This window comes from Mycolicibacterium agri, from assembly GCF_002553505.1.
GTDB lineage: Bacteria > Actinomycetota > Actinomycetes > Mycobacteriales > Mycobacteriaceae > Mycobacterium > Mycobacterium agri.
Genome location: NZ_PDCP01000119.1, coordinates 1 through 13502, shown reverse-complemented (window position 1 = coordinate 13502; position 13502 = coordinate 1). Strand labels below are relative to the sequence as shown.

Below are 13502 nucleotides of genomic sequence, written 5' to 3'. Positions count from 1 at the left end.
GCACGGCAACTCCAGCCTTCCCCGGGCGGGGCCACTTCGAACCGCCCAGCCGGGGCCAATTCGAGTTGACATAGCCAAGTGCCGGTGCGCCGATCCACGCTGACGTGGTGGGCTTAGATCCCGGCGGCTGCCAGCCATTCGCTGTAGAAGAGCGCGATTCCGAGTCCGCAAGAGATGGCAGCGATCAGCCAGAACCGAATGGTTAGCGCGGTTTCCGGCCACTCCATGAGTTCGAAGTGGTGGTGCAGTGGGGAGTTCCGGAACACGCGTCGGCCAGTAGTACGGAATGAGATGACCTGGATCACGACCGAGCTGACTTCGGCTACGAACAGCGCCCCCAGGATGACGGCCAGAATTTCGGTGCGGCTGGTCACCGACAGTCCTGCGATGATGCCGCCCAGAGCCAGAGAACCAGTATCACCCATGATGATCTTGGCGGGAGCTGCGTTCCACCATAGGAATCCGATGCACGCACCGGCGGTCGCGGCGGCGACGAGGGCCAGGTCGAGTGGATCTCGGACGTGGTAGCACCCAGGTGTGACGGGCTCAGCGCACTGGTTTCGGAACTGCCAGAAAGTGATGAGGACGTAGGCGGCGGTCACCATGGCCATAGCACCCGCGGCCAGCCCGTCGAGACCGTCAGTGAGGTTCACCGCGTTCGACCAGGCAGAAACCACCATGATGCAAAACAGCACGAACACCACCGGCGGCAGTGCGAATGCTGCGATGTCGCGGACGTAGGACAGCTCAGAGCTGCCCGGCGTAAGCCCGTCGTCATTGCGGAACTGCAGCGCGAGAACGCCGAAGAGGACGGCCGCGACGAGCTGGCCGGCACTCTTGGCTCGCTTATTCAAGCCGAGGTTACGGCCCCGCCGCACTTTGAGGTAATCGTCGGTGAAACCGACAACACCCAGTGCGGTTGCCAATCCAAGGACAAGGAGTCCTGATGCCGTCGGGCCGCCGCCCTCATCACCGAACACGAGCTCGGCGACAAGGGTGGTGGTCAGGTAGCTGACCCAGATTGAGGTGAGGATCGCCAGACCGCCCATCGTGGGCGTTCCCTGCTTGCGTTGATGGCTTTTCGGGGCCTCAGCGCGGATTGGCTGCCCCAACCCGAGCCGGGAGAACGTCCGGATCAACACCGGAGTCAGCAGAACAGCGACCACCAGGGCCATACCGGCAGCGACAAGTATCGATTTCATCGAGCTATACAGGTCTTTCGCCCGCAGATCGGTCGACCACAGCACGGCATCGAAACCCAAGCCCCCACCGCGCCAGTATCGCGCAGCATCTTCCGAAGCCACCCATAGCGCCCCGGCGCGGCGGTGCGCCCTAGGGCCGAGTTGTTTAGTCCCTACAAATCGTCCGTGCGTCTCGCATGTAGAGAACCGAGACGGATGCCGACACGCCGCTCCCCCGCCTTGAATCACAGGTGGAGCCCTCTCAATTTCCTCTCTCGAATCGTCACACGACCAGCGGCGATCGCCGCCGGTGACGCCCTCTTCCCAGGGTGATTGATTGGGACAGCGCCCGTCATCAGACTGGATTGCGGCCGATGAACCCTGACGGGCCACCTTTGATCGGCCTCGGTCGCCACGACAACCTGTTCTTCAACACCGGGCACGGACGCGTCGGGTGGACGATGGCCTACGGGTCCGCCCCGACTCCTCGCCGACCTCATGGAAGGCCGTCGGCCCGATATCGATCCCACGCCGGACACACCGGACTTCAGTCGCCGCCACCGACGTTGACCCGCAAGCCCCCATCGGTGATGTGCGTGGGCGATTTCCGATGACGCGCCGATATGATCGCGGGATCGGTGTGAATAGGGGGCTCTCGATGAACCGCACAGCCGGGCGTGTCGGGCAGGCCGTAGCAGCCGGTGCGCTTTTGGCTGTCGGGATCGGACTCGGCGCTTATAACGCCTGGTGGCTGACGCTGCTCGTCGGGGTTCCGCTCATCGCGGCCGGGCTGATCAGCGTGCCGCGGCCGTCGCAACTGTCCGTGCTTGATGTGTTCGAGGGCGGTGCGCCACGGCGGCCAGTGCCGGTGCGTGTCGATGCACTTACCCGCAGCAGCCGCAGTCACGACGACCTGCAGCCGACGTTGGTGACCGCGACGATAAGCCCACCGCATGACACCGAATATCAAGGGCGGTGGATCATCTCGATGTCTCGCGGTGACTTTGAGGCACTGACCGAAAAGCCCGTCACCGCGTTGGCGCCGGACCAACTCCCACCGCGCGAAGCGATGCCTGCGCCCCAATTCCACCGTCCGCCCGGCCCACAGGTGCTGAGCTATTCGGCTGTGACCGTTGTGGTGGCTCTGGCGCTGTTATTTGGTGTAGGTGACGCCTGGCGCATCTCGCTCGACAGGCCCACGCCGCCCGCACCTCGGGAGGCCCAGACTGCCCCCGGGCCCAAGGAGATGAACCTCAACGCCCGCCTGCGCGGGATGATCGAGGCGGTCTCCAACCAGTTCGGTCCGGCTGCCGCCAACAACCTGCTCGAACTCCGCTTCACCGGCAGCGGATCTGACTACGGCACCGTTCTCGACCCGACCAACGGCGATACGACGATCGTCTACGTCAATAACAATGGCGATGCGTTCACCACGCCGTCGGCACAGGTTCTGCGTAAAGACAGCACGTTCACCGCCGGCGATATCGCAACTGCCGATCTGACTGCCATCACGCACAAGATGGACGAGCGCCTCGATTCTGCGGGCGGACACGTCGACCTCGACACCTTGGAGATCGAACGGTCGCGCCCAGGAGGTCCGGTGATACTGACCGGCACATTCGGCGGCAAGACTGTCAAAGCCCTTCCCGACGGCACCGTCGGCGAGATCTTCGATCCGGCAGATTTCGCGGTGTCATTCCAGCGAGCACGGAATTCCCTGGCGCTGGCAGGGATTACACCATCGGATCGGGTCTTGACGAACTTCGAAATCCGCGGCACCCACCGAGCCACGCCGATCGCGCACGCAAGTGAGCTCCAAACACGCGGAGGTGTGCTGCTGGAGTTCCAGACCGAAGACCGGTCTGGTCAGATCGTCATCGTTCCCGGAGAACTGCCCGAGGTTACTCAACAGGCCAACCACTTCGGGTCTCAGACCTTCTCCTTCGACGACGTCTCACCCCAAGTCTTCGAGTCGGTCCGCGCGCAGGCAATGCAGCGGGGCGCTCTTGAACCGTACGAGCGAGAAGCGGTCCACATTTGGATGACTGACCGCGAGATCGACCCATATCGGTTGGCCATCCGGATCGAACTCGCGGGCGTGGAAGCAGCAACGGGAACTTACTCGGTGACCGGTGAGTTCCTTGCCCCGGATGCGGTTTGACGGTTCAGTCGGATTCTGCCGCTTCGATAGCCCGGCGCGTGACGGCTTCCAACTCTTTGAGTTGTGCGTCGGGTGGGTGCAGTGCTCCGCGGTGGGTGAGTCTGGTGATGATTTCGCGGACGCGCCCGTAGTAGGTGGCCTGCTCGGCTGCAGTGGTGCTGGACGTGGCGTGGTGGTAAAGCTTCAGCGCGGTATCGAGTTCGGACTGGTCGGCCGTCTCGAGGTAGGACGTGCCGGTTCTCCTACCGTGCGATTCGCACGCGATCCAGGCTCGGCGCAGCCGCACCACGGCCTGCTGGTAGGCGTCGGCCAGACCGCGGTTGTTCGGATAGCCGTCAGTACGCAGGGCCTGTGCTTCGTCGAGAGCGATGTGGAATGTCTGGGTGGTTTCGACGGTCACGTCGGTGACTGCGGGATAGCGCAGCAGCATCGCGGGGTCGAGCTCGTAGGCTCCGTACGCGTTGAGGACGTCGTCATGGCGCCGTGTGGCTTCCTCCCATAGGCGCCTGGCTGCCTCACCAGAACCGGCGTCTGCGATTCGTGCCGCCGAGTCCGCAGTCGTTTCGAACTCGCACGTGTCTGCTTCCGGCAGCGCCATCGTCAAACGGTGGAACACTTCGGCGGCGGCCGGGTCAGACTTGACGACCGCGACCCGCCACTCTTCGCGGCCGGTGTCAGAGGCGAAGGTCAGGACCAAATACTCCTGCGAACGCACTGTGAGCCGTCGAGGGTCCGGCGTCGTCTCGTCGGCAGGGCCGGCCAGATTCACCGCGATGAGCGAGGACAAAGGGCGGCTTACGAATTCGGTGCTTTCGTCGCCGAAGGATACGGTGCTGTCGCCGACGGTGATCTGTACGGCTCCCGGCGCTTCGAGCCACCCGTAGGTCTTTGCGCCCAATCCGACGGCGACGAGTACTGCCGCGATGCCAGAGGTCAAGACTGGCGGATACCCGCAAAGATTGAGCGCCACCAGCGCGATGAGGCTAGAAACCAAGGCGATCTTCGACGTCGTGGCGGAAATGCGATGACGTTCCGTCGAGTACTCGGTCCGAGCAGTCACCGACACCACCGGTACGTCCTCGGTACAGTTCATCAGCCTCAGCATATCGCCACAATCCTGCTGCCGCTGGGCATGTTCCTCGACGGCGTCTCGTTGACCCTTATCGCCGCGCCGCTGCTGCATCCGATCCAGGTCGGCTCCGGGCTCGACGGATCCAAATCGGTGTCCTCATGGTGAAAGTCGCTGAGATGGCATTCATCACGCCGTGGGTCGGGAAGAACGCGTTCGACTACACCGGCGAGGTGCGGGAAGCCGGGTTGGGCCGCGGCTTCCGTGGCATCATCCACGTGCTGTTCTGCGCGACGGCCGACCTGGTGTGCGCGTCGTCGGCCTGCCCCGACGACATCCACCCCGCCAACGGCTGGCAGCCGACTGACATCCATGTCCGCGTGTACGACTCGGCCGCACCAAGCTGCCCGATGCCGAGACGATGGCCGCCGCATCGACCAGTGGCTGACCCGGCTTGGCGGTTTGAACGGCTGCATGGACGAGATCGACTTCCAGACCGACTACGTGCGTGACCTCATGGCGCTGACGGACTACACCGAGTTCGACCTGGACCTGGTGCGTGAGCACTTCATCGCGTGGGAGCACGACAAGGAGGAGAGCATCACCGGCTACCGCAACAACTCGTTCTCCTCGCCATGCACCGGCACTATCGGCCCGACGCCGCACACCCCGTGGTGGGAGGAGATGGACGACAGCTTGGCGAAGTTCCTGCAGAAGTAGGCCCAGTTACCGCTGGGCGGCCAGCTGCAGCCGCCCTGTTCCCCATTGCAGCCCAGGGGGTTTCGCACTGGTCAAGCATGCCTGCGGGCGCGGGCGTGGAAATTCAGTACCTGCTGCTGCGATCCGGGCCCATGACCGTGCCGCCGTCCGTGGAATGTGTCGAGACCTAATCAACGCCAGACGACAAGCGAATGGCCGTCAGCGACTGGCCCAGCGCGAGGATCGAGGCGCCGAGCAGCACGAGGTCTTTCAGCAGGAACTCCCCGAGCCGCGACAGAGCAGGGAATCCGCCCGCCGCGGAATCACCGATACCCGGCGTAGTGAACAGGAAGCTCAGTGTAATCACGAACAACAGCGCGCCCAGTGCGCCGCCAACCGCACCGAGGCGTGGCGACACCACGTTCAGGACGATCAACACGGCGGTGAGGATCTCGATCACCCCAATGACGTTGGACTGCGCGCGAATTGACAGGAAACCGTTCAGCCAGCTCATAAACGGGCTGTGGGACGTAAACTGGCTTATCCGCATGGCCTCCGAGGCGGTGAATTTCATCAGCCCGATCCACGCGATGACAACCACCAGGCCGTAGCGCACGATCGCGTTACCAACAGCCGTGATGTGGTCTGTGGACTGCAGAATGTGACTCACGCTGTTGTTCAAGGACTTTCCTCTCATCTCAAATGCAACTGGGCCATGCGGCGGTCCGACATTGACACGTCCCGCGAAGCCCGAGAGGTCGAGGGCCCGTGCGGCGACATCGCCGTCCCTGTACCCGGTTGGCCACGTTCGGCCTACCGAACGCAATGCCAACATGCGGGCGCGAACCTACAGTCGACCTTCGACGAACTGCGCGATGCCGTTACCGAAGGACCAATCCTCACGCGCGGTTTCGACAATGGAGACGATCAAATTCGATGGTTTCAAGCCGGTTTGATCGCGAAGACGGTCAGCAAGTGCCCGGTACGCCGCTTGCTTTTGGTCGCGTGTTCGACCCTGCTGAAAGATCTGCAAGATGACGACGTCATCAGTCCGCTCGAACCCGAGCCCGGTGTCCTCGGCGATCATCTGGCCCGGCTTGTGCTCGGTGATGATTTGATAGCGGTCCCCATCGGGTGCAGCGAAGCACTCGCTCATTACCTGCTGGACGGTATCCGCCAGTCGGGTGAGTTGTTCTGGCGTACGCCGGGCTTCGGTGACGTGAATGTGGACCAGTGGCATGATGCTAACCGTTCTGTGACAAGCCGCTTCGATGACGCGGCGACTGGTGAGTGATTGCGCGCTCGGCGCGTGATGATCGCGCCGGCGGGCGGTGAGGCTTTGGCGCGAGCGAATTCCGAACATGTTGGGTCCGGAAGTAAGTACTATTCCGAACGCTACCGTCGCGATTCGCCAGAACCGCTGACTCCCGGACCATTTCGAGCCCTCTCTCAGACACTGCCGGCGAGGATCCGCGCGTTGCGTACCCTGATGTCAGCGGGCACCACCTGCTCGTAGAGCGTCACGAAGTCAGCCTCGTCGGGGACCTGAAGAACTGTGAACCATCGGTTCAAAAGGCAGATATGCCCGATCAGCCAGGTCAGTTCGACGATCTGGCTGTCGACGTGGCGGGTCATCGCGGAATCGTTGAGTTTGTTGAGCCGCGGGTCCATGCGATTGTGTGCCTCAAGCACCTCACGCAGATCGGCGAAGTCTTGGTCGGTGACTGTGTGGGCGTCTCGGCTGACCTTCGCGGTGTAGTCCAGGACAACCTGTTCGCGCTCCGTGTAGACCTGTGGGTGGTTTTCGTGTTCGTGGAGATGCAGGAGTTTTTGGTGTCCCTCCGCGCCCCGTCCCGCGTCATTGAAGAGGGCGGTTCCGACAAGAGACTGGTGTGTCACGGAGTAATGCGAACGGTTCAACAGCGATGTGCGCGAGATGACTAGTTCCTTGAGGAAGCGGTCGTTGAAGCCGGCGGTCTGAAGGCCACCGAAGAAAGTGACTGGGTCGAACATGAAAGAGTTGGCGTACTCGATCTCCAGCTGCACGAAGCGTGGGCAGTGAGCCATCACTTTGACGAAATTGTTGGGAAAGCCTCCCCGCGTCAATTCTCCGGTTTTGATCGCTGCGGCGGTCTTGGTGTCCGCCTCGTCGATGTGAAGGGGCCGGATGCGAGTCCGATGTTCTTGCGGCAACTCGGTCATTTGCGATCCTGCTCGCGGAGAATTCACACGTTCTGCTCCCCCGCCCGACCGACGGCCATTGTCAGGGAAGACGCCGATATCGGTTTTCATCACGTTGTCGAAGTAGTCGCGGGACGTGCTCGAGGCGGCCATCACGCCGGGTAGCCGTCGGGTAGCATGTCGCGCTCGAATGATTCTCGGCCGGTGGCGTCGAAACGTGCGAACAGTTCCTGCACTTCATCTTTGAGCAGCACGAGCTGTGATAGGCCGACGAGCTCGCCATCGATCCGGATCGGCGAAACGACCACAAGGATGGTGGTTTTGCCGTACGGCCTGGCCACGTATTTCACCGGCTCGGCGCGGCCGTCGACGAACAGCTTGAGCATGGCGTCGAAGCGCGGGTTGGTGATCTTGCGGCGATGCCGTTCGTGCACCGAGTGGCCGAGGTAAGCGGACTGGCGGTCCAGGTGCTCGGCCGCCCACTTGTTGTAATACATCACCGTGCCGTGCCGGTCGACAACGGTAACCCCAACACCGGCTTGTTCGAGAAGCCGATCCGCCCACTGGCTTAATGCCCAGTCCGCGACGATCCGTTGATCGGAAACCTCGGCGAGATCAGCATGCGTTGTCATTCAGTACCTTTCAGGTAGCCGTTATGCCTTCCGGCCGGGATCCGGCCCTAAACCCAGGGTGGACCCCTGCCGTCGTGCGCACAATGAGGCTTTTCGCAGGTAAGCCTTCGGTTAGGCCGAAGGCTTATGGTGCTGTAGGGGTGTGAATACCGTGACGCGATGGCCTAGACCTCACCGACTTGGAACTGTTCCTGCAGGTAGCCGATCAGGGCAGCGTCACCCAGAGACCGGACACTCGGTGAATGCACGGACTGTGGTTGTACCGGAGGGTCATCGCGCACACTAGGACACGCATCCGACGGGAATGGAGGAACGGTGCCGGAAATCAGCCCTGTGGCCGAGTTCGACTACATCATCGTGGGCGCGGGCAGTGCGGGCTGCCTGCTCGCCAATCGGCTCAGCGCGAACCCAGATCACCGGGTGCTCTTGATCGAAGCCGGCGGCAAGGACAACTGGTTCTGGATCAAGGTGCCGGTCGGCTACCTGTTTTCCATCGGCAACCCCCGCACCGACTGGTGCTACATGACCGAGCCCGATCCGGGTTTGGCCGGCCGCAGCATTCTCTACGCGCGGGGCCGCGTGATCGGCGGTTGCTCGTCGATCAACGCGATGATCCACATGCGCGGGCAGGCCAGCGATTACGAACGGTGGGCCGAGGCCACCGGCGACGAGCGGTGGCTGTGGGGCGGCCCCGATCGTCCCGGCGAGACGCTGACCATCTTCAAGAAGCTGGAGAATTACTTCGGCGGCGCTGACGAGTGGCACGGTGCCGGCGGTGAGATCCGCGTCGAGTGCCCGCGTGTGCGGTGGAAGATCCTTGATGCCTGGCAGGCCGCCGCCGCCGAATCGGGTATCACGCCGATCGATGAGTTCAACCGGGGCGACAACTCCGGCAGCGCGTATTTTCACGTCAATCAAAAGCGCGGCCGGCGCTGGTCGATGGCCGATGCGTTCCTCCACCCCATCAGCCACCGGCCCAACCTCACCATCTACACGAAAACCCGGGCATTACGATTGCTGATGGATGATCAGGTCCGCGACGATCAGCGCCGTGGCGCCTGGACCACGGCTCGGCACCACGTCACTGGCGTGCGTCTGCTCAAAGACGGCCAGATCGTCGACGTTCAAGCCCGCCGGGAGGTAATCCTGAGCGCCGGCGCTATCGGCTCGCCGCACCTGATGCAGGTCTCGGGTCTGGGCCCGGCCCGGCTACTCACCCAGCATCAAGTGCCGGTGGCCGTCGATCTGCCGGGTGTCGGAGAGAACCTCCAGGACCATCTGCAGATTCGCAGCGTCTACCGCATCCGGGGTGCGCGAACCGTCAACACGCTCTACCGAAACTGGATCACGCGGGCGGGCATGGGAATTCAATATTTGCTGTTGCGATCGGGACCCATGACGATGCCGCCGTCGACCCTCGGGGCGTTCGCCAAGAGCGACCCCGGACTGGCCAGCCCCGACCTGGAGTGGCATGTGCAGCCGTTGTCGCTGCCGAAGTTCGGCGACCCGCTGCACCCCTTCTCCGCCATCACTCCTTCGGTCTGCAATCTGCGCCCCACCTCGCGTGGCCACGTGCGTATGGCCGATGCGGATCCGCTGGCCGAGCCGAAGATTTTCTGCAACTACCTGTCTACCGACGAGGATCGCGGGATCGCGGTGCGCGGCCTGCGGATGACCCGGCAGATCATGGCGGCACCGGCCCTGGCCCGGTACCAGCCGAAAGAGCTGCTTCCCGGCCCGCAGCTGGTGAGCGACGCCGACCTGGAGCAGGCAGCCGGGGAACTGGGCACCACCATCTTCCACCCGGTAGGCACCTGCACGATGGGCGCCTTCGACTCCCACGGTCTGCCGCGGTCGGCCGCCACGGTACTCGACACCGACTGCCGCGTGTTCCGCGTCGCCGGCCTGCGAGTGGTTGATGCTTCGGCGATGCCGAACATCACGTCCGGGAACACCAACGCGCCGGTCATGCTGATCGCAGAGCGCGCAGCGCGGGCGATCCACGAATGAGTCAGGTCGACGTGTTCACAGGATTTTCCGAATTCGACATCACCGTCTCCGGCACCACCATCCACGGCCGCACAAATGGAGACGGGCCGCCACTGCTACTGCTGCACGGCATACCCGAGACACACCTCATGTGGCATCGGGTGGCGCCGGTTCTCGCCCAACGACACACGGTTGTCGCAACCGACCTTCGCGGATTCGGCGACAGCGGTAAACCCGCCAGCACCGAGAACCACTCGCCGTACTCCATGCGCACGCTTGCGCGGGACCAAGTCGAAGTCATGAAAGCGCTCGGACACAACACCTTCGGCGTCGTCGGCCACGACCGCGGAGCGCGTTGCGCGTACCGGATGGCGCTCGACCACCCAGAAACTGTGAACAGACTCGCCGTTTTGGACATCGTCCCGACCGGCGAGGCATTCGACAGGGCCGATATGAACTTCAGCATCGGCTACTGGGTCTGGAGCTTCCTCGCCGCTCCCTATCCGGTGCCCGAAGACCTCATTCGCTCCTCCCCCGCGACCCTTGTCAACCACATGCTCGATTCGTGGTCCTCGACGCCGAACCCGTTTCCTGAAGCTATTCGCCGACATTACATAGAGAAGTTCTCCACACCCGAAGCGATACACGCGATCTGCGAGGAATACCGCGCGGCTGCCACCATCGACTACCGACTCGACCTCGAAGACAAAGGCACCCGTCGCATACAGTGCCCCGTACTGGCCCTATGGGACAAGGATGGTGCGGTGGCGACCTGGTACGAGCCGCTCGACATCTGGCGGGATTGGGCCGACGACGTGCGCGGCAAACCCTTATCAGGCGGTCACTTCCTCGCAGAAGAGAACCCGGACGAGGTCGCAGACGAATTACTTCAGTTCTTTGCAGAGACCTGATCCGAGGTCGAAGCGATGCGAGTGTGGCTTCCCGGTGCCTCCTGCAGGAGTGACAAGGCTTCATCGATAACGGTCCTCCGAATCGGCCCAAAGGGTTGACCCGAGGCGGACACTTTGTATATGTCCACTGCGTTCTGGATCATCATCGCGCTGGTCGCCGTCGGCACCATTGCCGGCGGGCTGTTGCGGATGCGGGCCTGGTTGCAGAAACCGGCCCCACCCGAGGTGATCGAGGCCGCGCGCCGCCGAGACGAGGAAGACGACTGACGGCCCAGATCCGAACGGCTGGCTACTGCAGCCAGCCGTCTGGGCGCAGACCAGGGCCGTCTCCAGAATTTCCTGATCCCGTTGTGCTCAGTCCTGCCAACGTGGCTGCACCCTTCGACGCGGCGCTCAGATCGGCCTCCGTCCTCGCGAGGTCAAGCACTTGTATTCACCCCGACTGGGCACGCTGGAGGTGAGCAGCCAAACGCTCCAATGGAGGAAGGCAGACATCAAGATACGGCAGGTCTGATTCTCTCTAATCAACTGTGCACGTGTAGATTTCGGCAACACTTCCAGGTTAATTGGCACTTCCGGATGGGCGATGTTCTCCCCGCCGGCGCACCGATGTGGATTGACCGCGTGCGGTACGGAGCAGTCACTGACGCCCGCGACGGTCAGCGAGATCAAATGCGTTGTCATTTAGCACCTTCGGGCAGCCGTTGTGCATGCCGGCCGTGATCCGGCCCTAACCCCAAGCGTGGACGCCCGCAACTGTGCGCGCAATGCGTTTCTTCACGAGTCAGCCTTCGGTTACGCCGAAGGCAAATTGTGCGCCATAGGCGTGAGTACCGTGACGCTATGGCCTACGACCTCACCGACTTGGAACTGTTCTTGCAGGTAGTCGACCAAGGCAGCATCACCCAGGGAGCCGAGCGCGCGCATCTGTCGTTGGCATCGGCTAGCGCGAGGATCTCAGCGATGGAGAAGGCTGTTGGCGCCAAGTTGTTAGAGCGTCACCGGCGGGGTGTGGTGCCGTCTCCGACCGGGTGGTTGCTGGTCGCACACGCTCGAGCGATCGTCGGTCAGTTAGCCCGCATGCGCACCGAGCTGGCCCGCTACTCAGACGAGCTGCAATCACCGTTGGTGGTATTGGCCAACACGTCGGCTACCCACACACTGCTGCCGACCGCGCTGGCCGATTTTTGGCTACCCACCCCAACGTCGACGTCGAGTTGCAGGAGCGCCCGAGCCACGAAATCGTCGCCGCCGTCACCGACGGGCGGGCCGAGCTCGGAATCATCGCCGACACGGCGGACTCGGTCCGGCTGCAGTGCACGACGCTGCGTCCGGACCGTTTGGTCGTAATCGTGCCCGCCGACCACCCTCTCGCCGACCGCGACGAGGTGGCATTCAGTGCGTGTCTGGATTACCCGTTTCTGGGATTGAGCCAGGGAAATCCGCTGCAGGAACATTTGAGTGGGCAGACGCAGCCCCTCGGGCTTCGCCCCCGCTACCGGGCGTATCTACCCACCACCGAAGCGATCTGTGTCGCGGTCGCAGCCGGCGTCGGAATAGCGGTCGTCCCAGCCTTAGCCGCCGCCCGGTGGTCGCATGTACACGTGGCCACCGTCGATCTGACAAACGCATGGGCTCACCGCAATTTGCTGCTTTGCTACCGCGACCAATCTCAACTATCGGTTTCCGCAACACAACTCACTGCGCATTTGGTATCAGCGAACGCTTGATACGGATCGACTACGATGCCGGTAGGCTTGGTGCGCGACGCGACGACGACTCCGACCGGACGGGCTCTGAGCAATCAGGTGCGGAAGTTCACCCGGGTGAATCAGGTCGTCGGGTGATGCCCCCTCGCCCTGCTCCTGTGAATAGTGGTCAGCAGACGGAGTGCGGGTCTAGTTCGGCCCCGGCCTAACGGTCGTGTGGCTTTGTCTGGGAGGCTGGGCACGTGCTCATTTCGACGGCTGCTGCAGTGGGCATGACGGTGACCGCGCTAGGGATGGTGCTCACTCCGGGGCCGAACATGATGTACCTGGTGTCGCGCAGCATCAGCCAGGGGCGGATTGCTGGGCTGATCTCGCTGGCTGGTACCGGGGTCGGCTTCGTGGTGTACATGACGTTGGCCAATCTTGGCTTAGCGGTTGTGTTCGTCGCAGTCCCGTGGTTGTTCATCGGGTTCAAGGCCGCGGGTGCTGCGTATCTCGGCTATCTGGCGTGGCAGGCGTTGAAACCCGGTGGGCGCGGCCTGTTCGAGACGCACAAGCTCGAGCGGGACTCGTGGGTGAAGTTGTTCCGGATGGGCTTACTCACAAACTTGTTGAACCCGAAAGCGGCGATCATGTATCTGGCGTTGATCCCGCAGTTCATCGACCCGCATCGTGGTCACGCAGCGATCCAGGGGTTCCTGCTCGGCGGGATGCAGATCGCGGTGAGCCTGACCGTTAACGCGTTGATTGTCTTGGCAGCCGGTGCGATCGCGGGGTTCATCAAGCATCGGCCGACGTGGGCGGCGTGGCAGCGCCGAATCACCGGCACCTTACTGGGCGCAGTCGCAGTCCTGCTCGCGCGTGAGGTGCCGGCGAAAGCTCGCGTATAGACCGGCGATTTCTGGGGGTGATTGCAACAGCCACCTTGTTGGAGGTTGTTGTGTATCTGAAGGCTTATCCCTGGATTATG

General features: G+C 62.9%; 16 protein-coding genes and 1 pseudogene. 10 read left to right on the top strand and 7 right to left on the bottom strand.

Annotation, left to right across the window (positions count from 1 at the left end; translation table 11 throughout):
- Positions 1 to 113: 113 nt before the first annotated feature.
- A complete protein-coding gene (gene mraY / locus CQY20_RS31225; RefSeq protein WP_097944821.1) occupies positions 114 to 1202 on the bottom strand; it encodes a phospho-N-acetylmuramoyl-pentapeptide-transferase in 1089 nt (362 codons plus the stop codon).
- Positions 1203 to 1555: 353 nt separating this feature from the next.
- Here mraY and CQY20_RS36045 point away from each other — a divergent pair, with 353 nt between their 5' ends.
- On the top strand, positions 1556 to 1795 hold the full coding sequence (locus CQY20_RS36045) for a hypothetical protein (protein WP_272938846.1): 240 nt from the start codon (positions 1556 to 1558) through the stop codon (positions 1793 to 1795).
- Here the strand turns inward: CQY20_RS36045 and CQY20_RS35770 are convergent.
- A complete protein-coding gene (locus CQY20_RS35770; protein ID WP_165789320.1) occupies positions 1729 to 2088 on the bottom strand; it encodes a hypothetical protein in 360 nt (119 codons plus the stop codon). The genes CQY20_RS36045 and CQY20_RS35770 overlap by 67 nt on opposite strands.
- Before the next feature lie 21 nt (positions 2089 to 2109).
- Here CQY20_RS35770 and CQY20_RS31210 point away from each other — a divergent pair, with 21 nt between their 5' ends.
- Positions 2110 to 3342 carry a hypothetical protein gene (locus tag CQY20_RS31210; RefSeq protein ID WP_234816495.1) on the top strand — a complete coding sequence of 411 codons (1233 nt, stop codon included), beginning with the start codon at positions 2110 to 2112 and terminating at the stop codon, positions 3340 to 3342.
- Between the two features lie 4 nt (positions 3343 to 3346).
- Here the strand turns inward: CQY20_RS31210 and CQY20_RS31205 are convergent, their stop codons facing one another.
- Positions 3347 to 4435, bottom strand: coding sequence for a hypothetical protein (locus CQY20_RS31205; RefSeq protein WP_097944819.1), 1089 nt, complete (start codon positions 4433 to 4435; stop codon positions 3347 to 3349).
- 137 nt (positions 4436 to 4572) lie between these two features.
- Here CQY20_RS31205 and CQY20_RS35765 point away from each other — a divergent pair, with 137 nt between their 5' ends.
- Positions 4573 to 4923 carry a hypothetical protein gene (locus CQY20_RS35765; protein WP_234816493.1) on the top strand — a complete coding sequence of 117 codons (351 nt, stop codon included), beginning with the start codon at positions 4573 to 4575 and terminating at the stop codon, positions 4921 to 4923.
- Positions 4886 to 5131 carry a hypothetical protein gene (locus CQY20_RS31195; protein ID WP_234816492.1) on the top strand — a complete coding sequence of 82 codons (246 nt, stop codon included), beginning with the start codon at positions 4886 to 4888 and terminating at the stop codon, positions 5129 to 5131. The genes CQY20_RS35765 and CQY20_RS31195 overlap by 38 nt, the downstream gene beginning before the upstream one ends.
- Before the next feature lie 166 nt (positions 5132 to 5297).
- Here CQY20_RS31195 and CQY20_RS31190 read toward each other — a convergent pair whose 3' ends face one another.
- From CQY20_RS31190 to CQY20_RS31175, 4 genes are all read right to left on the bottom strand, one after another.
- Positions 5298 to 5792 carry a YkgB family protein gene (locus tag CQY20_RS31190; RefSeq protein ID WP_234816491.1) on the bottom strand — a complete coding sequence of 165 codons (495 nt, stop codon included), beginning with the start codon at positions 5790 to 5792 and terminating at the stop codon, positions 5298 to 5300.
- A 165-nt stretch (positions 5793 to 5957) separates the two neighbouring features.
- Positions 5958 to 6350, bottom strand: a complete 393-nt coding sequence (locus CQY20_RS31185) for a tautomerase family protein (RefSeq protein WP_097944811.1) — start codon at positions 6348 to 6350, stop codon at positions 5958 to 5960.
- Between the two features lie 209 nt (positions 6351 to 6559).
- Positions 6560 to 7312: a carboxymuconolactone decarboxylase family protein gene (locus CQY20_RS31180; RefSeq protein ID WP_133119179.1), complete on the bottom strand. Its 753-nt coding sequence runs from the start codon at positions 7310 to 7312 to the stop codon at positions 6560 to 6562.
- Between the two features lie 131 nt (positions 7313 to 7443).
- Complete coding sequence (locus CQY20_RS31175) at positions 7444 to 7923, bottom strand: PAS domain-containing protein (protein WP_097944807.1); 480 nt, start codon at positions 7921 to 7923, stop codon at positions 7444 to 7446.
- Positions 7924 to 8256: 333 nt separating this feature from the next.
- Here CQY20_RS31175 and CQY20_RS31170 point away from each other — a divergent pair, with 333 nt between their 5' ends.
- From CQY20_RS31170 to CQY20_RS31145, 6 genes and pseudogenes are all read left to right on the top strand, one after another.
- Positions 8257 to 9933 carry a GMC family oxidoreductase gene (locus tag CQY20_RS31170; RefSeq protein ID WP_097944805.1) on the top strand — a complete coding sequence of 559 codons (1677 nt, stop codon included), beginning with the start codon at positions 8257 to 8259 and terminating at the stop codon, positions 9931 to 9933.
- The gene (locus tag CQY20_RS31165) at positions 9930 to 10823 is read left to right on the top strand and encodes an alpha/beta fold hydrolase (protein ID WP_097944803.1); all 894 of its coding nucleotides are present in this window, start codon (positions 9930 to 9932) and stop codon (positions 10821 to 10823) included. The genes CQY20_RS31170 and CQY20_RS31165 overlap by 4 nt, the downstream gene beginning before the upstream one ends.
- 120 nt (positions 10824 to 10943) lie before the next feature.
- Positions 10944 to 11090, top strand: coding sequence for a hypothetical protein (locus CQY20_RS31160; protein WP_097944801.1), 147 nt, complete (start codon positions 10944 to 10946; stop codon positions 11088 to 11090).
- A gap of 576 nt (positions 11091 to 11666) precedes the next feature.
- Positions 11667 to 11843 (top strand): annotated as a pseudogene (locus CQY20_RS36290) (helix-turn-helix domain-containing protein); the annotation flags it as partial.
- 11 nt (positions 11844 to 11854) lie between these two features.
- Positions 11855 to 12553 carry a LysR substrate-binding domain-containing protein gene (locus CQY20_RS36285; protein WP_097944799.1) on the top strand — a complete coding sequence of 233 codons (699 nt, stop codon included), beginning with the start codon at positions 11855 to 11857 and terminating at the stop codon, positions 12551 to 12553.
- Between the two features lie 272 nt (positions 12554 to 12825).
- Complete coding sequence (locus CQY20_RS31145) at positions 12826 to 13422, top strand: LysE family translocator (RefSeq protein WP_097944817.1); 597 nt, start codon at positions 12826 to 12828, stop codon at positions 13420 to 13422.
- Positions 13423 to 13502: the final 80 nt, after the last annotated feature.

Coding starts and splice junctions, on each gene's coding strand:
- CQY20_RS31195 (WP_234816492.1), top strand. CDS start 4,886: ATGGACGAGATCGACTTCCAGACCGACTACGTGCGTGACCTCATGGCG.
- CQY20_RS31145 (WP_097944817.1), top strand. CDS start 12,826: ATGGTGCTCACTCCGGGGCCGAACATGATGTACCTGGTGTCGCGCAGC.
- CQY20_RS31160 (WP_097944801.1), top strand. CDS start 10,944: ATGTCCACTGCGTTCTGGATCATCATCGCGCTGGTCGCCGTCGGCACC.
- mraY (WP_097944821.1), bottom strand. CDS start 1,202: ATGAAATCGATACTTGTCGCTGCCGGTATGGCCCTGGTGGTCGCTGTT.
- CQY20_RS35765 (WP_234816493.1), top strand. CDS start 4,573: ATGGTGAAAGTCGCTGAGATGGCATTCATCACGCCGTGGGTCGGGAAG.
- CQY20_RS31175 (WP_097944807.1), bottom strand. CDS start 7,923: ATGACAACGCATGCTGATCTCGCCGAGGTTTCCGATCAACGGATCGTC.
- CQY20_RS31185 (WP_097944811.1), bottom strand. CDS start 6,350: ATGCCACTGGTCCACATTCACGTCACCGAAGCCCGGCGTACGCCAGAA.
- CQY20_RS36045 (WP_272938846.1), top strand. CDS start 1,556: ATGAACCCTGACGGGCCACCTTTGATCGGCCTCGGTCGCCACGACAAC.
- CQY20_RS31165 (WP_097944803.1), top strand. CDS start 9,930: ATGAGTCAGGTCGACGTGTTCACAGGATTTTCCGAATTCGACATCACC.
- CQY20_RS31205 (WP_097944819.1), bottom strand. CDS start 4,435: ATGAACTGTACCGAGGACGTACCGGTGGTGTCGGTGACTGCTCGGACC.
- CQY20_RS31180 (WP_133119179.1), bottom strand. CDS start 7,312: ATGACCGAGTTGCCGCAAGAACATCGGACTCGCATCCGGCCCCTTCAC.